The following is a 19,686-nucleotide window of genomic DNA, read 5'->3' on the forward strand; positions in this document are numbered from 1 at the left end:
GCCGACGCGGCCATTCACAATCATGTGGGAAAGTGTCGGTTGCCGTTCAACGGCCCTGGCGGCCGAACATGCGACGGCTGGGAATCTGCCGCGCGGTCGTGGCGGGCCGGATATCGGGGTGAAAGCGGTTTCCACCCGCATCCGCCCGGCGTTCCAGCCAGACCGTGATCGGCCACGCGGCGACGCAGATCAACGTCGCGCCTGTCAGCACGATCAGCAGCCAGGTCTGTGCCGGCGTGATGTAGTCCCAGTTGGTGGAAATCGCCGGCGCGAACAGCGAAGGCTCGGTGCGTCCGGTGGCCGGATCGGGCACCGGGCTGGCGGTGAACAGGATCAGCACCCTGGCGACGCCGGTGGCAACCAGGCCGCCGATCACCATCGAGCGCAAAATGGACGAAAGCCGCTTCTTCATGCGGATTGTCCTACACGGCCGGCGTTGCAAACGGGTTAAGTGTCAGTCGAGGCGGAAGCTGCCGGTGCCAGACTTCGTCAGGGCTTCGGTGGCTCGGACAGGAAGAAGGCCGCTCCAGCCGAAACCAGCTGGAGCGTCCTTGGCCAACAGCCGGCATTTTATGCCGGACCTGATTACGTCTTCGGGGCGTCCTTCTTGACGGCCTTCTCGGCAGCCTTCTTGTGCTTCTTGACGGTCTTCTTGACGACCTTCTTCGGAGCAGCCTTGGCCGGAGCGGCAGTCGCCGGAGCGGTGGTCGTCGAAGCAGCCGGAGCAGCGGTCGTGGTGGCGGCGGCGTTGCCGAGAGCCGGCATCGCGAAAGCCAGAGCGACGGCGAGACCGGTGGCGGAGAGGATGGACTTTTTCATGGCTTCGTTTCCTTTTTATGCGGGTCAAGTTTCTGAGTGTTACTGAACCGGGTCGTTCGGCGTCACTCCAAGCAGCTTCAAAGCATTGGCGAGCATCCGGATGCCCTGCGCCTGTTTCTTGGCGGCGCAGTACCGGTTGCCCTTTCTCTGAAGTGCCTTTGCCGCGGTGACCTGCGTTGCCGTGGCGTGGGTTTCGAGGGCTTCATCAAATTGGTGGCTGAGATTGGCGCACCGTTCGCTCCGGGTTGTGAGCGTCACCTTTGCGTCCGATTGTCCGACAGCGGCAGTGACCAGGCAGAAGCCCAGCAACGCACCCAACAAACTGATCGACAACCTTGGCATCGGTTTATCCGTAAACCCGGAGACTAGCGTCGCAGCCGATGACCTGACCGCCACGAGACCAGTTATGCCCTTGAAATTTTTCAGGAGTTTTTCTGAACTGTAGAATTTTGTTTCTGGATTGTGTCTGAGAAAGCCGGTGTGAACCCATCATAGCCACTGGCCAACATATGGCCTGAATTCTATCGTGTGGGTTGCGACAGAAGGGCTTGGCAATCAAAGACAGAAGGGCTTGGCAACAATGACAGGGCTGCTGTGAAATCCGACGCACACATACTGATCGTCGACGACGACAAGGGTATCCGCGATCTGCTGCAGGAATTCTTCCAGAAGCGGGGCCTGCACACCTCGGTTGCCGCCGACGGCGTCGAGATGGAGACCATCCTGCGGCGCGTCCAGGTGGACCTCATCGTCCTTGACGTGATGCTGCCCGGCAAGAGCGGGCTGGAGCTGTGCCGCGACCTGCGGGCCCAGTATTCGACGCCGATCATCATGCTGACCGCCGTCACCGAGACGACCGACCGCGTCGTCGGCCTGGAAATGGGCGCCGACGATTATGTGCCCAAACCCTTCGACCCGCGCGAGCTTTTGGCGCGCATCCGCGCCGTGCTCAGGCGCAATGGCGCCGCCGAGCCCAAGCGCGCTTCTACCAAGCAGATCTACCGCTTCGCCGGCTGGACGATGGACTGTGCTCGGCGCCGGCTGATCGCACCCGACGATGTCAGGGTCGAGCTGACCATGGCCGAATTCAACCTGCTGCAGACCTTCGTCAAGAGCGCGCAGCGCGTGCTGACCCGCGACCAGCTCATCGAGCTGTCAGGCGGCGACAGCGACTATTCCTTCGACCGCAGCATCGACATCCTGGTCAGCCGGTTGCGACGCAAGATGGAGGACGACCCGAAGACGCCCAAGCTGATCCTGACCGTACGCAGCGGCGGCTACCAGTTCCTGCCCGAGACGACCTCCGAATGAGGCGTTTCCTGCCGCAGACCTTGCCTGTCTGGGTGCTGCTGATCGTCATTGCCGGCCTGCTGATCAGCCAAGTCGCGACCCTTTACATCGTATCGCGCGACCGCGCGGCGGCCAACGACGTCGTCGACCTCTACCGGCTCAACGACCGTGCCTTCTCGCTGGTGCAGCTCATGCATGACGCCAGTCCGGACGAGCGCAAGGCGACGGCGACCGGCCTGTTCAATTCCACCTACGCGCTCACCGTTTCGGACACGCCGGCGGTCACTTCGTCGATCGCCGGTGACGACGAACTGGCCGAACTCGAAGATATCCTCGTCGGCAGGCTGTCGAAATTCGGCATCACCGATGCACGCGTACGCCGCGATCCGGCGACGCGCGAGGCCGATGACGCGGACGGCACGGCGCCGGGACCCGACATCGGCCAGGTCGAACGCGACCTTCTGGTATTGGCCGCCGACTTCGCCCAGAGCGACAAGCTGACGGCCTCGCTGCGCTTCGCCGACGGCCAATGGCTGAATTTCACCGAGCCGATCACGCCCGTCGGCCCGATCCTGAGCTTCGACAGCCTGCCGCTCTATTCGCTGATCGCAGGGCTGGTGGTGATCATGTCGATCTGGTCGCTGCGTCGGCTGACGGCGCCCTACCGGATGATGGAGACCGCCGTGAACCGGATCGGCAAGGATCTGAAGAGCCCACCGATCGCTGAGAGCGGCAGCCGCGAAGTGCGAGCCGCCGCCAAGGCGATCAACGCCATGCAGGCAAGGTTGCGCGAATATGTCGAAGACCGCGAACATCTGGCGGCGGCACTGGCGCATGATCTGCGCACGCCGATGACCAGGATGCGCCTGCGCCTGGAGCTGTTGCGCAAATCGGCGGTCCGCGAGGCGCTGGCGCACGACCTCGCCGACGTCGAGGGCATCGCCAGCTCGGTGATCGACTTCGCCACCTTCGAAGTGACCGAGGAAAAGAACGAACGCATCGATTTCTGGTCGCTCGTGGAATCGATCGCCGACGGCTATGACGACGTGTCGTTCGACGACGAGACCCGTTCGCGCGGACTGATCTGCATGGCGCGGCCGGTCGCGCTCAAGCGCTGTGTCACCAATCTGGTGCAGAACGCGGTCACCTACGGCAAGAAGGCGCATCTTTCGCTGCGCCGGTCGGAAGACATGATCCTGCTCACCATCCGCGACGAAGGGCCGGGCATACCGCAGGCGCAGATCGACGCCGTGTTCGGCTCGTTCGTGCGCCTTGAACAATCGCGCAACCGCCAGACCGGCGGTCTGGGCCTCGGCCTGACCATTGCCCGCAACATCGCGCGTGCCGCCGGCGGCGAGATCCGCCTGTCCAACAACCCGGGCGGTGGCCTGCTGACCCAACTGCGCCTGCCGCTGGCGGCTTAAAAAAGAGGCGCGATTGGTCGCCGCCTCGTCAATATTGAGTTCGGAAGAACCTACCTTCTCAGCACCGCGCTCAGGACATCGCGGATACCGATGGCGCCGACGAAGCGCGACTGGTCGTCGAACAGCGCCACGGGAGCGGTCTGTGAACGGTGCATGGCCAGCATCACGGTTTTTAGCGAGGTGCCCGGATTGGCCCAGAACACTTGCGCGGCTTCCTCGGATTGGCCTTCGACGTCGGCGCACGACACCCAGACCGCCGGCTTGCCATCGCGTTCGGCCGCCGCCACAAGCCCGTGATCATCGATCTTGAAGCGCGTCGTCTTGCGGCGGTCGAGCCACACCCAGCCGTCCTTGCCGTGCTCCAGATCGCGACGGTCGCGCATCACGTTCCAGGCGGTCAGCACCGACAGCGGGTTCACATTGGCGATGAAGTCGCGGACATAGTCGTTGGCAGGCCGCAGCACGATGTCCTCCGGCGCGCCGGTTTGCACGATGCGACCACCCTCCATGATGGTGATGTGGGAGCCAATCTTCAGCGCCTCCTCGAGGTCGTGGCTGACGAAGATGATGGTCTTCTTCAATTCGGCCTGCAGCTGCAGCAATTCGTCCTGCAGCTTGGTGCGGATCAGCGGGTCGAGCGCCGAGAACGGCTCGTCCATCAGCAGGATCGGCGCCTCGGTGGCGAAGGCCCGCGCCAGGCCGACGCGCTGCTGCATGCCGCCCGACAGCTCATGCGCGTATTTCTTCGACCACTGGTCGAGATTGACCAGCTTGAGCTGGCGTTGCACGCGCTCCTTGCGCTCGGCTTCCGGTACGCCGGCGAGTTCGAGGCCGAGACCGACATTCTCCTCCACCGTGCGCCAGGGCAAAAGGCCGAACTGCTGGAACACCATCGCCACCTGTTTCTGGCGCAGGCGCCGCAGGGTCGCCTCGTCGCAGGTGACGACGTCGACGGTTTTGTCGCCATCCTTGACCAGCACTTGGCCGCGCGACACCACGTTGAGCCGGTTGACCGCCCGAAGCAATGTCGACTTGCCCGAACCGGAGAGGCCCATCAGGACGGAGATCTCGCCCTCGTTCACCGTCAGGCTGGCGCCGGCGCAACCCAGTACATTGCCGGTCTTTTCGAGGATCTCGGCGCGGCTGGCTCCGGCGTCGATCATCTTCAGCGATCCGGCCTGGTCGGCGCCGAAGACGATATCGACGTTCCGGAAATCGACGGCGACGGTCATTTATTGCCTCCAACGGCGATGCGGGTCATCCGGTCGAGCACGATGGCCAAAACGACGATGGCGAGGCCCGCCTCAAGCCCGAGGTCGATCTTGCGCGAACCCAGTGCCCGGTTGATTTCGGTGCCGAGGCCGCCGGCGCCGATCAGTGCGGCAAACACCACCATCGACAGCGACAGCATGATCGATTGCGTCAGACCGGCCATGATGGTGGGCAGCGCCGAGGGCAGCTCCACCTTCCACAGCAACTGGCTCTTGGTGGCGCCGAACGCCTCGCCGGCCTCGACGATCGACTTCGGCACCGAGACGACGCCGAGATGCGTGAGACGAACCGCGGTCGGGATGACGAAGATGATGGTGACGATGAGGCCGGGCGCATTGCCGAGGCCGAACAGCGTCAGCACCGGGATCAGGTAGACGAAGGTCGGCAGCGTCTGCATCAAATCGAGCACCGGCAGCATGACGCGATAGACCTTCGGCTTGTGCGCCGCCCAGATACCGAGTGGCACACCGATGGCCATCGAGGCGGCGGCGGCGGCAACCACCAGCACCAGTGTCTCTACCGTCTGCTTCCAGAGGTTCTGGTTGAGGATGAACAGCAACCCGAGAAAGACAGCCACCGCCAAGCCTCTCGATCGCTGCAGATAATAGGCAAGCAGTGCAATCAGCGCGATGAGAAGGACCGGCGGTACCAACAGCAGCGTGTCGACCACTCCATCGAGCAGGAAATTCAAGCCGCCGGAGAGGCCGCGGAAGAAGGTGTTGAAATTGTCGGTAAGGAAGGTGAAGAACGCTTTGCCCCACTCGCCTATGGGGATTTTATAACTGACAAAGAATTTTGAAATCGGATCCATCTTGCCCCTCTTTGGCAGTCGCCGTCCTTGCCGGACGGTCATCTTGTCACAGGATATGAAAAAGGGCAGCCCTTTCTACAGTGACTGCCCTTCTTGATCGGTCACGCCGAACGCAAGACCTGCTCAGCTTCCGAGCGCAGTCTTCACGGCTGCAGCGGCGTCGCCGCCATCGAAAGTGGTCACGCCGGCAATCCACGGAGCAACCGCGTCCGGATGCTTCTTGAGCCAGTCGGTCGCAGCCGTATTGGCGTCAGCGCCCTTGAGGATCGCGTCCATTATCTCGCCTTCCATATCGAGATTGAACTTCAGGTTGGCGATGAACTTGCCGGCATTCGGGCACTCGGTGGTGTAACCCTTGCGCACATTGGTATGGACAGTGGCGGCGCCGAAGCCGCTGTCGCCCATGCCATCGAGATAGGTGATCTTCATGGCACCCATCACCGGATGCGGCGTCCAGCCGAGGAAGGCGATCCATTCATTGCTCTTCATCGACTGCTCGGCCTGCGTCAGCATCCCGGCCTCCGAGGATTCGACCAGCTCGAAGCCTTCGAGGTTGTCTTTCGGGTTCTTGATCATGTCGAGGATGATGCGGTTGCCGTCATTGCCGGCCTCGATGCCATAGATCTTGCCGTTGAACTTGTCCTTGAACTTGCCGATATCGGTCAGCGATTTCACGCCGGCGTCAGCGACATAGGTCGGCACGACGATGCCGTAGCCGGCGCCGGTCAGGTTGGTGCTGATCGTCTCGACCGAGCCATCGGCGGTATAGTCCTTGATGTCGTTGGTCATCGACGGCATCCAGTTGCCGAGGAACACGTCGAGATCCTTGTTCTTCAGCGACGCCATGGTCACGGGCACCGACAGCTGGATCGTCTGCGGCTCATAGCCGAGCGCGGTCAGCAGCACGGAGGCGATGCCGGTCGTCGCCTGGATGTCGGTCCAGCCGACATCGGAAAGGCGCACCGCCTTGCAGCTCGCCGGATCGCCGGCAAAGGCAGCGCTGGTGGACAAAAAAGCCGCCAGGCCGAGGCCGGCGACGAAAGAGTTCATACGCGACATAGACAGTCTCCCATTGTTATTCTTGGCGAAGCGTAGCTACGGTTTCTATGCCCGCCTTGTTTCGTCAGCCAAACACCATTTTGGTGTGGTTTCAAGCATTAAGACAATCACGATCAACGGCGCGGGCTGGCCAATCAGCGACACATCAGGCGCTTTTGTCATGCCGGACGGTTTTTTCGAAGACGGGCCGGCTTTTTCAGGGGAATGCGGGCGACCACCCCTCCCCGTGTCAGGCCAAGTCGGCTTAAAAGAGCGGCATGGCCAAGCTGTACTTCCACTATGCGACGATGAACGCCGGCAAGACGACGATGCTCTTGCAGGCCTCTTACAATTATCGCGAGCGCGGCATGGGCACGATGCTGTTCGTCGCCGGCCACTACCGCAAGGGCGACACCGGCCTGATCTCGTCGCGCATCGGCCTGGAGACGGAAGCCGAGATGTTCCGCGATGGCGACGATCTGTTCGCCCGCGTCACCGAGCATCACGCGCATACGTCAGTGCATTGCGTCTTCGTCGACGAGGCGCAGTTCCTCGAGGAGGAGCAGGTCTGGCAGCTCGCCCGCATCGCCGACCGGTTGAACATCCCGGTCATGTGCTACGGCCTGCGTACCGATTTCCAGGGCAAGCTGTTTTCCGGCTCGCGCGCGCTGCTGGCCATCGCCGACGATTTGCGCGAAGTGCGCACCATCTGCCGATGCGGCCGCAAGGCGACGATGGTCGTGCGCCTCGGCCCCGATGGCAAGGTGGCGCGCCAGGGCGAGCAGGTGGCAATCGGCAAGGATGTCTATGTCTCGCTCTGCCGCCGCCACTGGGAGGAAGAGATGGGCCGCGCCACGCCAGACGATTTCATCGGCTTTATCAAAGGCTGACTCTGTCTCTTGGTTATTGGAGCAATTCCAGGGGAAGCGCTATGTGCTTTCCCGGGAATTGCTTCGGGCTCACACGGTCGAGACACGCCGTCTTGGAAACCGCCAGCCAAGCCGCACACCAAGCGTTGCCAGCGCAATCAGTGCCATGCCGGCTGCCTGCGCCGGTCCGAGCGGATGCCCGTAGATAGCCCAGTCGACGATAATGGCGACGACCGGGTAGATGAAGGTGATGACGCCGATCACCGGTGTCGTCAGCCGTGGGAAGGCCGAATTCATCAACAAATAGGCGATGCCAGTGTGCAGCACGCCGATGCCGAGCAGCCAGCCCCATGATGCAGGCGCAATATGTTGGCCGATGCCGGCGAACGGGGCGAGCATGACGACCCCCACCAGTGTTTGGCAGAGTACCGTGATTTCGGCGCGCTGCTGGCCCAGGCCTTTGGCTAGGATCGTTGTAACGGCATAGAGCAGTGCGCCGCCCAGCGTCAGCGCAATGCCCGGCACCCAGTTGGCATCGGCATGACCGTGCGCGAAAACGAGGCCGCTGGCCAGCACGACGCCGAGAAAGGCAGCGAGCATCCACAGCAGTTGGTCGGGCGAGATGCGTTCCCTTAGGAAAACCACGCCGATCAGGACCACGAAGAACGGTTGGATATGGTAGATAATCGTCGTCGTGGCGATCGACGTCATGGCGAAGCCTGCGAAGAAGGCCGTCCAGCTCAGCACCATGCACACGCCGGCAAGTGCTGCAAGGGCAAGCCGGGACGGCAACAGCGTCCGATCCGGCAGGTAGCCGCGCAACAGGCACCATATGAGAAGGAAGATCGCGCCGAACACACATCGCCAGAAGACGACGGTGACGGGATGCAGCCCCGATTCCGTGGCGAAGGCGCCGACCGTGCCGGCAATCACCATTGCCAGAGCGAGGCTGGCGGCCGGAAAGCGGGCTGTCGATGCGTCTGCCATGGGTGTTTCGTCCAGCCGGTACTCCCAACCATCTGGTCACCGGCACGGCCTTCAAACAAGCGAATAGATTTGGAATGATCTATTCGATATGCTGATAGCACCATGGCCGCGCCACTCGATCTCAACCTGCTGAAAACCTTTGTCGCCGTCGTCGAGAGCGGCAGCCTTTCCAATGCAGCACCTCGGGTCGGCCGCAGCCAGTCGGCGGTCAGCATGCAGATGCAGCGGCTGGAGGAGATGGTCGGCAACCAGCTTCTGGTGCGTGGTCCCAGAACCGTCACTCCCAATGCGATCGGCGAGGATTTCCTGATCTATGCGCGCCGGTTGCTGAAACTGTCGGATGAAGCCTGGGCAAGCGTCACCCGGCCCAAGGAGACAGGCAGCGTCCGCTTGGGGGTGCCCGACGACTATGCCGCCTTCCTCCTACCGCCCGTGCTCTCACGCTTCGCGGCGGAGCATCCCCTGGTGACGGTGGAGTTGATCTGCGAACAGTCGACCGCGCTGGTGAAGACGCTGGCGGAGGGGCGGCTGGATCTGGCGATCATCACCCGCTTGCCGGAGCAGCCGCTTGAGGTGATCCGGCTGGAACGCTTCGTCTGGGTCGCCTCGCCCAACCATGTCGCCTGGGAGGCCGACCCGCTTCCGGTCGCCTTGTTCGAACCGGGCTGCGCCGCCAGGATGAATGTCCTGCAGGCGCTTGGCGATGCCGACCGCTTCTATCGCTGTACCTATTCAAGCGCCTCTCTGCTTGGCCTGATCGCCGTCGTCCAGGCCGGGCTCGCGGTGGCTGGCCTTGCGATGCGCAGCGTTCCGCCATCGCTGCGCATCGTTGGCGGTAATGAAGGGCTTCCGGTGCTGCCGGACCTCGAAATCGGAATCCTGCGTAACCCGCTGTCGACGACCCAGGCGGTCGAGCGGCTGAATGATTTCCTGCGCCGCGATCTGGCACAACAGGCCTGACCCGCGGGCCTGTCTTCCGCAATCCCGCCGCGATGCAGCGTTTGTTAAAGCCTCGGTACTATAAGGCCGCCAGCCAGAACTCTCCGGGGGCAGCATGTTAAGAGCCGCTTCGTCCGCCAGCATCCTTCTCCTCGCCAGCTCGCTTGTGGCCCATGCCGGCGGCGACCCGACCCTGGGCAAGAAGGCCTTTAACCGGTGCATGGCCTGCCATGAAGCAGCCACCGACCGCGACAAGGTCGGTCCGCATCTGTTGGGCGTCGTTGGCCGCACCGCCGGTAGCGCCGAGAGTTATCTTGGCCGCTATTCCGAGGCGATGAAGAGTGCCGGCGCCGCCGGCCTGGTCTGGGATGAAGCCAATATCGCCGAGTATCTCAGGGCACCCAAGCTGAAAGTGCCCGGCAACAAGATGGCGTTTGCCGGCCTGACCAAGGACGACGACATCGCCAATGTCATCGCCTATCTGAAGGCCGATCCCAAGCCCTGATCCGCTGTTCGCCAGCTCTGTAAAACCGGCTTTCTCGTCGCATATCGCGGCCGCGATTGCTTCGGTGGTTTGCCCAATACAAAGGCATCCGTGCGCCTTCGCCTTGCCGCATGAAAGTTCAATGACAGCTGAACTATGGCTGGTCGGCAAGCTAATCACGCTAAGCCCAAGCCTTCACTGGCTTTCAAGACCCTGACGAATTTTTTTGTTTTCACGCCGCCCTTGTCTTCACGTCTTTCAATCCCCTGATGCCCCACATATATTCGCCGCTGTTCGCGACCAGCGACGTCATGCCGAAGCGGGAGGCCCCAATGGCGACATTGCAGAATTTCGACGCCGAAATTGCCAAGACCAAGCAGGTCGTGCAGGACATGCGCTCCAAGATCGAGCAATCCGGCACCATGCTTGATACGCTTGCCACATCAGACAAGAAGATCGGCGACGCCAATTTCGACCTCGAGAACGCCCGCATCGAGGATGTGCTGAAGCAGCAGAAGGTGATGGAAGGCAACATTGCCGACCTGATCATCGGGCTGGAGGACGCCACCAACGTCTTCGGCGCCGAGTTCGAGAGCATGAAGAACTACACCGGCTGGGAAAAATTCATTGGCATCTTCTCCAGCCAGAGCAAGCAGCGCATGCGCACCGACCGCGTCCGCAACATGTCGCTGGCCGGCAATCTGCAGGAACTGCTGGTCAAATCCGACACCATCGTCGGCATATTGAAGGCGCAGAAAGAGGTTCTCGACCAACGCTACAAGACCTCGGAAACCAGCCTGTCGCAGGTGATCGAGCGCCGCAAGACCACCATGACCAACCTCGAAGCCGTGCAGAAGCGCATCGAGGAGCTCAACCCGATGCTGCTCGACATCGAAAACAAGATCGCCGCTTCGACCAGCCAGAAGGACCGCACGCAGCTCGAAGGCGAACGCTCCAAGCTGGCGACGGAATACAACGAAAAGCAGGCCAAGGAGCAGGAACTGCTGGCCGAGAGCCAGACGCTCGAGCGTTACACCTCGATGTTCCAGACCTTCGTCGATTCGCTCAACAACCAGATCGCCGCGCAATCGACGCTGATCAACAAGCTGACCATCGATACCGAGCAGCGCATCGTGCTCTACAAGGCGCTGGAAGATTCGCTGAAGACCGCCGCCCAGCAGGACGTCGCCCACAAGATCAACACGCTGGGCAGCCAGGTCGACAACACCGCCGAGGAAACCATGGCCGGTATCGGTGCTGCTTCGCAAAAGCACATCGGTGACCTGCTTGAGATGCACGAGAAGAACATGGTCGCCACCGCCGATATCCAGCGCCGCAAGAAGCTGGCCGACGATGCCTTCGCCCGCCGCTTCGACGAGGTGCTGAAGAAGCACAATTCGGCTAACTACGTGCAGTCTTAAGGGTGACAGCACTGCCCGCGAGCGACCAGGCATGACCCCCGAAAACGAAGCGGCGGCACGGTATTTTTCCGCCATCACGGCCGCGCTCAGCGGCCTTGAAGTGTTCATGCGCGACGATCGCTCGCCGCTCTACCGGCACGGCATCGTCGCCAAGATCGTCGCCGAACACATCGCCAGGCTCGACAAGTCGTTTTCCTGCTGGCGCAACCGGCTGGGCTTCATGGACACATTCCGCATTTCGCGCGCCGAAAGCGGATTTCCGGTGTTCCAGAACCTGCTCGAACTGGAAAACGACCGACGCCAGGCCGACGCGCGGCTTGCCAACATTCCGCTCGCCGGCGAGTTGCGCGAGGAAATGGCCGACTTCATCCTGCGCCACAAGGAATTCCCCGCGGCGCTGCAGAAGTCGATAGCCGAGCGGCTTTATCTCGAGGACGTGAAAAGCGAGAACACGTTCGGCCCGTTCACCCTGGCGCAAACGGCCAAGGTCTCGGTCAATCCGAAGACGGGGCGGCCCTATTATCTCGTCCACTGGGCGACGTTCGACGGCAGCGCCAACCTGCCTCTGGTCTACATGGTGACGGTGGAGGATTCGTCCGAAACGATGATCCGCCAGCTCGTCGACAGAAACGGCAAGCTGAACGAGACGATCGACATTCCTCTGCCGGTCGATGGCCTGCTCAATCCCGAGCTTGCCCACCGTTTCGACGATTTCACCGAGAAGAACTCCGCCTACACGCTGTCGCCGGCGACCATCGCGGTCAATCTCGACAAGGATTTCGAGCAGCTGCATCCCAAGCAGCTGCGCCGCGTCGTGCTCGGCCCGTTCTATTCGGCTGGCATCACCGACAACAATTCGACGGTGACCGAAGTCCTGGCCAAGGTGCGCAAGCCGGAAAATGCCTGGCTTTTGACCTGGACCATCCAGGAAGTCTATTCCAAGGCCGAGAAACCCGGCCGCAAGGGGCTGTTTTCCAGCGAGAAGACGACGCAGGAATTCTTCATCAATACCGACGATCTGGAAGCCGCGCGCCAGGGCGTGTCGAGCTACGAAAACCATGCGCTGATCCCGCACGAGGCCTATCAGGCGCTCTACGCCGCCGGCGAGGCGCAGAAGATCTTTGCCGGCTACAAGGTTCACATTCTGTCGAACGGACAGGTCATCTCAGACGTCTGACCGTCACACCACGGAGCACCCTTCATGGATACCGGCCTGACCACCATCCCGGAAGCCGCCATCGAGAAGCACCGCGCTACCGCGCAGAGCTTCATCACCCGTGTCGTCGTGCTGGAGGACCCGTCTAGCTCCTCCGGCACAGCACTTGCCGGCACCAATCGCCGCTTCGTTTCGACCGTCTCGGTCGGTTCGGTGCGCCGCACGCGCGAGGTCGAGCTGGCCAAGACCGTCGGCGCCGTTCATCCCGACGACCAGCTGCTGACCATCCCGCAGCACACGCTCCTGTTTCGCGCCCGGCGCGGCACGGCGATCGCGCTGGCAATATCGGACGTCTTTGCCGAGGGCTCGGACCTTGAAAGTCTGCAGGCCAAGAACACCCGCGCGCCGCTCGAGGGCGACGAGGCGTCCACCTTCAAGAAGCTTCTGTCGGCCTCGGCTTACATTTCGGCCTTCAGCCTCGCCTCCTACCTATTCCAGCTGATCGACAGCGACGGCGAGGCGCCCAACGACAGTCCCGAACCGGACTTCCTGTTCGATACGCCGCAGGATGCGGTGAAGTCGATCCTGGCAGGCCTCGACAAGGCGATCTCGGGATCGTCCGACGACGCCGACCTGATGACAAGGGCGCGCGCCTTCGCCCGCGTCGCCATCGACGGGCTTCTGGCCCGCAAGGGCCGCTTCGACGGCATCGGCCCGTTCGAGAACGCGCATATCCGTATCGATGCCGACGATTTCACCCTCGATGGTTTCGACGTCGCGCCGGGCAAGCGTTCAAAACCGCTGGTGATGACATTCAAGAAGCCGGAAGAGGTCGTCGGCAACCACATCGCCAAATACCAGTCGGTCAAGCTCGCCAAGATGCTGATGGCCTACGACTTCGAGCGCGAACTCAATCCGTTCGTCGAACTCGGCGGCTTCCTGTTCACCTTCATTGGCGACGGCGCCCCCGGCACCGGCAAGACGACGCTGATCCAGATGATCGCCGGCCTCGTCAACGGCTATTGCCAGGTCGCCGGCTATCCCTTCGCCTACGAGAATTTCGGCGTCGACCAGATCTCGTCCTATCAGGGCAAATCAGGCCAGAACTGCCGCCAGTTCATCAACAATGTGCTGAACCCGCGCGTCATCGGATTCGGGACCATCGACGACATCGACCAGGTGGCGGCGCGCCGCTCAGACGACCGCGCCTCGGCCGGCCAGCAGGAAATCACCGGCGTCTTGATGGATGCCTTCGCCGGTGCCGCGACCGTGGTGCGCGGCAACTGCTCGTTCGGCATGTTCTCCAACTATCCCGAAAATGTCGACGACGCGCTGCGCCAGCGCGCCGGCGCCCGCTGGCTGGTCGACGGGCCGCAGAGCCGCAACGACTACATCGACATTTTTGTCCTGCTGGCGGGAAAAAACCACAAGATCCCGCTCGGCGACCACGATCTCTACGCCGCGCAGGAAATCCAGCGCGCCGTGACCGAAGCCTATGAGGAGCACGAGAGGCCGCAAGAAGACGGGCTGATGAAGGTCTACGAGCGCTACATGAAGGAGAACGGCGCACCGAAATCGATGGCCGACATCGGCACCTATCTGCACCTGATCAAGGATGCCGAGCCCCGCTTCACCGGCCGCGCCATCAAGAACGTCACCGACGCTATCAAGATGCGCGCCATGGACATCGAGCTTCCCGACGACTGGTTCGAGAAGCCGGAGGTCTTCATGCACAAGGGCTACGACGAGAAGAAAGCGATGATCGAGGAACTGCGCGGGCCGTTCTCGATGGACATGGTCATGCAGGAGATCAACCGCTATGCCGACTCGGAGTTCCGCTATTCCGACAAGTCCGACGACTCCGCCGTGCAAAAACTGCTGCGCGACGCCCGCTTGCGCGAGCGAGCCGCGCGCGAGATGGAGGAGATGAAGAAAAAGGGGCTATGGAATGCGTGAGCCTGGCACCTCTTCCTTCTCCCCGTTCACGGGGAGAAGGTGCCCGAAGGGCGGATGAGGGGCAGCGCTGTGCGAGGCAGTAATGAGCCAAAGGTAGCAAGCCCGCCCGGCAGCTTCGGAAAGTCGAGAATGATGCCGAGGAATGGCTGTGGCACGAAATGCGTGGAAGGCGGCTGAATGGCCACAAGTTTATCCGTCAGCTCCCGGTCGGCCCATATTTCGCAGACTTCGCCTGCCGTGAGGCTAATCTGGTAGTGGAAGTCGATGGAAGTCAGCATGCAAATCGGCCCCACGATCGATACAGGGATGAGACGATGAACAGGAACGGCTGGTCGGTGTTGAGGGTTTGGCACGCTGATGTTTTGACGAGCCGTAAGAGCGTGCTGGATACGATTGTTGCTGCGCTGGATGGTCGACTCGATCGGAAAATGATTGCTGTCGATGTGAAGTTTTTGCCAGCTTCAACGTCGGAGGAAAGATGATGAGCGTCTGCGCCGCCCCTCATCCGCCCTTCGGGCACCTTCTCCCCGTAAACGGGGAGAAGGGAAGATGAGCCCCGCCAAGAAACCCGATCTCTTGCGCGACAACGAGCTAATCTATGGCCGGCTGCTGACGGTCGACGAGCCGCACCTGATCCAGCGCTACAACAAGGCGCTGGCCGCATTCGGCTTGAAGCCGACGAAACTGAAGAGCTTCCAGATCGACCGCACCGGCTTCTCGCCCGAAGTGGCCGAGGAATGTGACGATTATGACTATCTCGATCCCAACGAGGTCAACCGCCGTTTCATCATCCTGACGCCGTCGCAGATCGACCTGCCGGTGGTGCACACCGCCTTCTCCAACACCTCGCAACTCATGTTCGAGTTCATGTCCAGGAACCGGCGCGCCATCGATGCGCTGACGATCAAAGACGTCATCTACGGCGAGATCGAGGATTCCATTCCCAAGGTCAACGACATCGAGGATTTGCTGTCGATCAGCCAGGTCGAATTCAAGGTGCTGTCGGCTGAGGATGTGCTGGGCAAGGCAGCCGAACTCGGCAAGCTCGTGGACCGGCTGAAGCAGGAGCCAGATGCCTGGCGCGACAACGCCATGCTGACCCGCATGGTCGAGCTCGCCAAGATCTGCGGCGACATCCGCGAGAACGCGCTGGTACCCGACCAGGTGATCTTCCGACATAACGCCTACTGGACCAGGCATTTCGGCGGGCTCTACGTGTTCGTCGATCCGGATGTGACGACGGTGATCAGCGATCCGGCCGCCCCCGGTTTTCGCCGCTCGCGGCCGTGGCAGGTCAGCTATCTCTCGATCAACGACGCCGACAAGGTGTTCAAGTTCCTCGCCACCACCGGCCGCATCGAGCTGCCGCGTGCCTCCTGGGTCGAGGCCTCGGGCTATCTCGAGCACCGGGCCGAGATGGTGGTGCGCGCGCTGATCCGCGACGCCGAGCCGAACCGCAATTTGACCAATGTCGACAAGGTCTGGCTGCAGACCTGGATCCAGAGCCATGCCGACCTGATCACCAGGGACGGCAATTTTCCCTTCCTCAACGCCGCCAAGCGCGAGATCGCCCAGCTCGGCCACCTGAAGATCGAGGATGTCTTCCCGCAGCAGCGTTTCCTGGTGATCCGCGCCAAGCCAGACCACCCCGACGCCTGGCTGACCAACCGGCTGATCTCGGATTTCGTGCCGTCGGACTTCGTCTCGCGCTACATCTTCAACAAGGACGGCTTCTACAAGGACTATGACGGCTTCAGCGACGCCTGGCGATCGCATGTTGTGGACGTTCTCAAAACCACATATTTGAAGGACAAGGTGGCGTTTCGCACACGCCTCTACGGCCTGACTGACTAGAACGAAATGAACCGTTATTTCGTTCTAACTTCTTGTTTTGGCGTATGATGTTATCCAAAAAGTCTGCAACTTTTTGGCATCATGCTTTGAGGGGGTGACACAGCCATGCTCGATCCGATCGTGAATTTCTTCACCCGTATTTTCCAGTGGATCGGCCGCGGCATCGGCCTCCTGATCGGTGTCGTCCTGTGGCCGTTCCTGTGGGCCGGACGCTGGTACACGCAGCGCGGCTGGATCCTCAAGGCCGTGGTCGGCCTCGCTCTGCTGGTGCTGATCGGCCTCTATGCAAACTTCTTCTACGCCACCCAGTGGTGGACCAACTTCAACCCCAATTATCCCAGCACCTACACATTCGAGAAGCGCAACGTCTCCGCCGGTGAACAGGTCGCCGCCGGTGCCGGAACCGACACCGCCAAGACCTGCGGCAACTCCGGCATTGCCCAGATCGCCGCTGACCTGACCGACTTCAACGTGAACCAGAATGCCTGGATCTCGTCGATGATCCTCTACAAGCTGGGCCTGTTCGGTATCGACTGGGACCACACGCCGTGGATGGACAACAAGGCCTCCTTCCAGCGCGGCATCAATCAGGCGGTGCGGCGCACGGCGACCGAACTCGCCGACAATCTCGGCCGGGTCCGTACCACATCGCAGATTGATGCTGATCTGCAGGATGCTCGCGGCAATCTGCAATTCGACGAATACACCTGGTATTTCGGGGTGAGCCCGTTCGGCCCGAAGACGCCGACGCCGAGCTACTACCGCGACGCGGTGCGCAAGCTGCGCTCCTTCAACGCACGACTTGCCACCTGCCAGGCGACCTTCGATGCTCGCGCCGACAATCTGAAGCAATATATCGACCGCATCGCATCCGACATCGGCTCGACCTCGGCCATCCTCAAGGAACGCGCGGAAAACCACAACAATGGCTGGTTCGATTTCCGCGCTGACGATCGTTACTGGTTCGCCTACGGCCAACTCTACGCCTATTACGGCCTGATGAAGGGCGCCCAGGCCGACTTCGAGGACGTCATCAAGGAAAAGCATCTGCAGAGCCTGTGGGACACGATGGACGCGCAGTTCGTCTCGGCGCTGCGCATCCAGCCCTTCATCATCGCCAATGGCCGCGAGGATGGATGGCTGCTGCCGACGCACCTGACGACGATGGGCTTCTATGTGCTCAGGGTGCGCTCCAACATGGTCGAAATCAGCAACGTGCTGACGCAGTAACGCTGTTCCATTAGGGACCAGGCGATGGCGAATTTGCGCCGTCGCCTCTGTCGCATTCCGTGCATTGTGCGGCTGTTTTGAGACGGCGGAACGACGCATCCTCTGGCTTCTATACGGCGCGGAAACGGAGCCAGGAAAAACCGACGCCAGGTCGGCCGGCCCGCAGAGGATTTTCTCTAGAGGAAACATAGTTGCATACAAGTTGACGCCGCGGCAGCGACAGGGTTAGAACATGCCCGCGCCCGGTTCCAACCTGCTTGCCAGTAAGATCAAACCCGTCCCCTCCACCGTTCAATCCAGAGGAAAGCCGTCATGGCCGAAGTGAAGTCCGACATCGAGATCGCGCGCGGCGCCAGGAAAAAGCAGATCCAGGAGATCGGCCAGAAGATCGGCATTCCGACCGAACACCTGCTGCCCTACGGCCACGACAAGGCCAAGATATCAGCCGAATTCATCAAGTCGGTGAAGGGCAACAAGGACGGCAAGCTGATCCTCGTAACCGCCATCAACCCGACGCCGGCCGGCGAAGGCAAGACCACGACTACGGTTGGCCTTGGCGACGGCCTGAACCGCATCGGCAAGAAGGCGATCGTCTGCATCCGCGAGGCCTCGCTAGGCCCGAATTTCGGCGTCAAGGGCGGCGCTGCCGGCGGCGGCTACGCGCAGGTCGTGCCGATGGAGGACATGAACCTTCACTTCACCGGCGACTTCCATGCCATCACCACGGCGCACAATCTGCTTTCCGCACTGATCGACAACCACATCTACTGGGGCAATGAGCTCGGCATCGACACCCGCCGCGTCGTCTGGCGCCGCGTCATGGACATGAACGATCGGGCGCTGCGCGAGATCATCTGCTCGCTCGGCGGCGTCGCCAACGGTTTCCCGCGCGAGGGCGGCTTCGACATCACCGTTGCTTCGGAAGTGATGGCTATCCTGTGCCTGTCGACCGACCTGAAGGACCTGGAAAAGCGCCTCGGCGACATCATCGTCGCCTATCGCCGCGACAAGTCGGCCGTCTATGCCCGCGACCTCAAGGCCGACGGCGCCATGGCCGTGTTGCTCAAGGACGCCATGCAGCCTAACCTGGTGCAGACGCTGGAGAACAACCCGGCCTTCGTGCATGGCGGCCCGTTCGCCAACATCGCGCATGGCTGCAACTCGGTCGTCGCCACCACGACGGCGCTCAAGCTCGCCGACTACGTCGTCACCGAAGCCGGCTTCGGCGCCGACCTCGGTGCTGAAAAGTTCTTCGACATCAAGTGCCGCAAGGCAGGCCTCAAGCCGGCGGCGGCCGTCATTGTCGCCACCGTGCGCGCCATGAAAATGAATGGCGGCGTCAAGAAGGAAGACCTCGGCAAGGAAAACGTCGAGGCGGTGAAGAAGGGCTGCGCCAACCTCGGCCGGCACATCGAGAATATCCGCCAGTTCGGCGTGCCGGCGGTGGTCGCGATCAACCACTTCTACTCCGACACCGACGCCGAGATCCAGGCGATGAAGGACTATGTCGCCTCGATGGGCGAAGAGGCGATCCTGTGCAAGCACTGGGCGCACGGCTCGGCCGGCATCGAGGATCTCGCCAACAAGGTGGTGGCACTGGCCGAATCCGGTGCTTCGCAGTTCGCGCCGCTCTATCCCGATGCGATGCCGCTGTTCGAGAAGATCAACACCATCGTCCAGCGTATCTATCGCGGCTCGGAAGCGATCGCCGACAAGTCGGTGCGCGACCAGCTCAAGGCCTGGGAAGACGCCGGCTACGGCCACCTGCCGGTGTGCATGGCCAAGACGCAGTACTCGTTCTCGACCGACCCGAACCTGCGCGGCGCGCCGACCGGCCACACGGTGCCGGTGCGCGAGGTCAGGCTTTCGGCAGGTGCGGGCTTCGTCGTCATCATCTGCGGCGAGGTCATGACCATGCCCGGCCTACCGAGGGCGCCGTCCTCGGAAAAGATCTTCCTCAACGAGATGGGCCAGATCGAAGGCCTGTTCTAGAATCCTTCTATTCGAACAGAAAGGGGGCCCCCCCCCGGGGGGGGCCCGTGTTTTTTTATATTTTGACCAACCCGCGCGGGGGGGGCCCCCCCCCCGGGTTGTGGCGCAGAATGGTTTGGGGTTGGGGCGCGCCCCCCGGGTTAA

At 61.8% G+C, this 19,686-nt stretch carries 19 protein-coding genes; 12 read left to right on the forward strand and 7 right to left on the reverse strand.

Going from position 1 to position 19,686, the window contains the following annotated elements:
• Nucleotides 1-46: 46 nt before the first annotated feature.
• From AC0L2U_RS05705 to AC0L2U_RS05715, 3 genes are all read right to left on the reverse strand, one after another.
• Nucleotides 47-412, reverse strand: coding sequence for a hypothetical protein (locus AC0L2U_RS05705; protein WP_127266561.1), 366 nt, complete (start codon nucleotides 410-412; stop codon nucleotides 47-49).
• Nucleotides 413-585: 173 nt separating this feature from the next.
• Nucleotides 586-819 (reverse strand): hypothetical protein, encoded by a 234-nt coding sequence (locus AC0L2U_RS05710; protein ID WP_013529962.1) that lies wholly within the window; start codon nucleotides 817-819, stop codon nucleotides 586-588.
• 39 nt (nucleotides 820-858) lie between these two features.
• Complete coding sequence (locus tag AC0L2U_RS05715) at nucleotides 859-1,161, reverse strand: hypothetical protein (RefSeq protein ID WP_127266560.1); 303 nt, start codon at nucleotides 1,159-1,161, stop codon at nucleotides 859-861.
• Nucleotides 1,162-1,413: 252 nt separating this feature from the next.
• On the opposite strand from AC0L2U_RS05715, the gene AC0L2U_RS05720 reads away from it, so the two are divergent.
• Together AC0L2U_RS05720 and AC0L2U_RS05725 are read left to right on the forward strand one after the other, a co-directional pair.
• Nucleotides 1,414-2,130, forward strand: coding sequence for a response regulator (locus AC0L2U_RS05720; RefSeq protein ID WP_127397492.1), 717 nt, complete (start codon nucleotides 1,414-1,416; stop codon nucleotides 2,128-2,130).
• Entirely contained in the window at nucleotides 2,127-3,533 is a 1,407-nt protein-coding gene (locus tag AC0L2U_RS05725; protein WP_473601548.1) for an ATP-binding protein, read from the forward strand. The genes AC0L2U_RS05720 and AC0L2U_RS05725 overlap by 4 nt, the downstream gene beginning before the upstream one ends.
• Nucleotides 3,534-3,583: 50 nt before the next feature.
• On the opposite strand, the gene choV is transcribed toward AC0L2U_RS05725, so the two are convergent.
• The 3 genes from choV to AC0L2U_RS05740 all read right to left on the reverse strand — a co-directional run bounded on the left by choV (nucleotide 3,584) and on the right by AC0L2U_RS05740 (nucleotide 6,675).
• Entirely contained in the window at nucleotides 3,584-4,765 is a 1,182-nt protein-coding gene (gene choV / locus AC0L2U_RS05730) for a choline ABC transporter ATP-binding protein (RefSeq protein WP_024504539.1), read from the reverse strand.
• Nucleotides 4,762-5,616, reverse strand: a complete 855-nt coding sequence (choW, locus tag AC0L2U_RS05735) for a choline ABC transporter permease subunit (RefSeq protein ID WP_473601549.1) — start codon at nucleotides 5,614-5,616, stop codon at nucleotides 4,762-4,764. Before choW ends, choV begins: the two co-directional genes overlap by 4 nt.
• A gap of 123 nt (nucleotides 5,617-5,739) precedes the next feature.
• The gene (locus AC0L2U_RS05740) at nucleotides 5,740-6,675 is read right to left on the reverse strand and encodes a choline ABC transporter substrate-binding protein (protein ID WP_127266554.1); all 936 of its coding nucleotides are present in this window, start codon (nucleotides 6,673-6,675) and stop codon (nucleotides 5,740-5,742) included.
• Nucleotides 6,676-6,932: 257 nt separating this feature from the next.
• Here AC0L2U_RS05740 and AC0L2U_RS05745 point away from each other — a divergent pair, with 257 nt between their 5' ends.
• Nucleotides 6,933-7,544, forward strand: coding sequence for a thymidine kinase (locus AC0L2U_RS05745; RefSeq protein WP_127266553.1), 612 nt, complete (start codon nucleotides 6,933-6,935; stop codon nucleotides 7,542-7,544).
• Nucleotides 7,545-7,613: 69 nt separating this feature from the next.
• On the opposite strand, the gene AC0L2U_RS05750 is transcribed toward AC0L2U_RS05745, so the two are convergent.
• Nucleotides 7,614-8,510 (reverse strand): DMT family transporter, encoded by an 897-nt coding sequence (locus AC0L2U_RS05750; RefSeq protein ID WP_473601551.1) that lies wholly within the window; start codon nucleotides 8,508-8,510, stop codon nucleotides 7,614-7,616.
• Nucleotides 8,511-8,612: 102 nt separating this feature from the next.
• Here AC0L2U_RS05750 and AC0L2U_RS05755 point away from each other — a divergent pair, with 102 nt between their 5' ends.
• From AC0L2U_RS05755 to AC0L2U_RS05795, 9 genes are all read left to right on the forward strand, one after another.
• A complete protein-coding gene (locus tag AC0L2U_RS05755; protein WP_473601553.1) occupies nucleotides 8,613-9,470 on the forward strand; it encodes a LysR substrate-binding domain-containing protein in 858 nt (285 codons plus the stop codon).
• A 94-nt stretch (nucleotides 9,471-9,564) separates the two neighbouring features.
• Entirely contained in the window at nucleotides 9,565-9,954 is a 390-nt protein-coding gene (locus tag AC0L2U_RS05760) for a c-type cytochrome (protein WP_127320774.1), read from the forward strand.
• 311 nt (nucleotides 9,955-10,265) lie between these two features.
• Nucleotides 10,266-11,354 (forward strand): hypothetical protein, encoded by a 1,089-nt coding sequence (locus AC0L2U_RS05765; protein WP_127266549.1) that lies wholly within the window; start codon nucleotides 10,266-10,268, stop codon nucleotides 11,352-11,354.
• Nucleotides 11,355-11,385: 31 nt separating this feature from the next.
• Nucleotides 11,386-12,531: a hypothetical protein gene (locus AC0L2U_RS05770; RefSeq protein ID WP_128289525.1), complete on the forward strand. Its 1,146-nt coding sequence runs from the start codon at nucleotides 11,386-11,388 to the stop codon at nucleotides 12,529-12,531.
• A 24-nt stretch (nucleotides 12,532-12,555) separates the two neighbouring features.
• Nucleotides 12,556-14,466, forward strand: a complete 1,911-nt coding sequence (locus AC0L2U_RS05775) for an AAA family ATPase (RefSeq protein WP_292655562.1) — start codon at nucleotides 12,556-12,558, stop codon at nucleotides 14,464-14,466.
• A gap of 146 nt (nucleotides 14,467-14,612) precedes the next feature.
• Entirely contained in the window at nucleotides 14,613-14,948 is a 336-nt protein-coding gene (locus AC0L2U_RS05780) for an endonuclease domain-containing protein (protein WP_473601698.1), read from the forward strand.
• A gap of 67 nt (nucleotides 14,949-15,015) precedes the next feature.
• Nucleotides 15,016-16,320: a DUF6638 family protein gene (locus tag AC0L2U_RS05785; RefSeq protein ID WP_127809510.1), complete on the forward strand. Its 1,305-nt coding sequence runs from the start codon at nucleotides 15,016-15,018 to the stop codon at nucleotides 16,318-16,320.
• Between the two features lie 105 nt (nucleotides 16,321-16,425).
• Nucleotides 16,426-17,550, forward strand: a complete 1,125-nt coding sequence (locus AC0L2U_RS05790; protein ID WP_127809509.1) for a DUF2333 family protein — start codon at nucleotides 16,426-16,428, stop codon at nucleotides 17,548-17,550.
• A 312-nt stretch (nucleotides 17,551-17,862) separates the two neighbouring features.
• Nucleotides 17,863-19,542: a formate--tetrahydrofolate ligase gene (locus AC0L2U_RS05795; protein WP_127321325.1), complete on the forward strand. Its 1,680-nt coding sequence runs from the start codon at nucleotides 17,863-17,865 to the stop codon at nucleotides 19,540-19,542.
• Nucleotides 19,543-19,686: the final 144 nt, after the last annotated feature.

The organism is Mesorhizobium sp. WSM4808 (genome assembly GCF_055811675.1).

Bases quoted from the DNA above. Each gene is read 5' to 3' on its own strand.
- AC0L2U_RS05705 (WP_127266561.1), bottom strand. From the start codon at position 412: ATGAAGAAGCGGCTTTCGTCCATTTTGCGCTCGATGGTGATCGGCGGC.
- AC0L2U_RS05710 (WP_013529962.1), bottom strand. From the start codon at position 819: ATGAAAAAGTCCATCCTCTCCGCCACCGGTCTCGCCGTCGCTCTGGCT.
- AC0L2U_RS05715 (WP_127266560.1), bottom strand. From the start codon at position 1,161: ATGCCAAGGTTGTCGATCAGTTTGTTGGGTGCGTTGCTGGGCTTCTGC.
- AC0L2U_RS05725 (WP_473601548.1), top strand. From the start codon at position 2,127: ATGAGGCGTTTCCTGCCGCAGACCTTGCCTGTCTGGGTGCTGCTGATC.
- choV (WP_024504539.1), bottom strand. From the start codon at position 4,765: ATGACCGTCGCCGTCGATTTCCGGAACGTCGATATCGTCTTCGGCGCC.
- choW (WP_473601549.1), bottom strand. From the start codon at position 5,616: ATGGATCCGATTTCAAAATTCTTTGTCAGTTATAAAATCCCCATAGGC.
- AC0L2U_RS05740 (WP_127266554.1), bottom strand. From the start codon at position 6,675: ATGTCGCGTATGAACTCTTTCGTCGCCGGCCTCGGCCTGGCGGCTTTT.
- AC0L2U_RS05745 (WP_127266553.1), top strand. From the start codon at position 6,933: ATGGCCAAGCTGTACTTCCACTATGCGACGATGAACGCCGGCAAGACG.
- AC0L2U_RS05750 (WP_473601551.1), bottom strand. From the start codon at position 8,510: ATGGCAGACGCATCGACAGCCCGCTTTCCGGCCGCCAGCCTCGCTCTG.
- AC0L2U_RS05755 (WP_473601553.1), top strand. From the start codon at position 8,613: ATGGCCGCGCCACTCGATCTCAACCTGCTGAAAACCTTTGTCGCCGTC.
- AC0L2U_RS05760 (WP_127320774.1), top strand. From the start codon at position 9,565: ATGTTAAGAGCCGCTTCGTCCGCCAGCATCCTTCTCCTCGCCAGCTCG.
- AC0L2U_RS05765 (WP_127266549.1), top strand. From the start codon at position 10,266: ATGGCGACATTGCAGAATTTCGACGCCGAAATTGCCAAGACCAAGCAG.
- AC0L2U_RS05770 (WP_128289525.1), top strand. From the start codon at position 11,386: ATGACCCCCGAAAACGAAGCGGCGGCACGGTATTTTTCCGCCATCACG.
- AC0L2U_RS05775 (WP_292655562.1), top strand. From the start codon at position 12,556: ATGGATACCGGCCTGACCACCATCCCGGAAGCCGCCATCGAGAAGCAC.
- AC0L2U_RS05785 (WP_127809510.1), top strand. From the start codon at position 15,016: ATGAGCCCCGCCAAGAAACCCGATCTCTTGCGCGACAACGAGCTAATC.
- AC0L2U_RS05790 (WP_127809509.1), top strand. From the start codon at position 16,426: ATGCTCGATCCGATCGTGAATTTCTTCACCCGTATTTTCCAGTGGATC.
- AC0L2U_RS05795 (WP_127321325.1), top strand. From the start codon at position 17,863: ATGGCCGAAGTGAAGTCCGACATCGAGATCGCGCGCGGCGCCAGGAAA.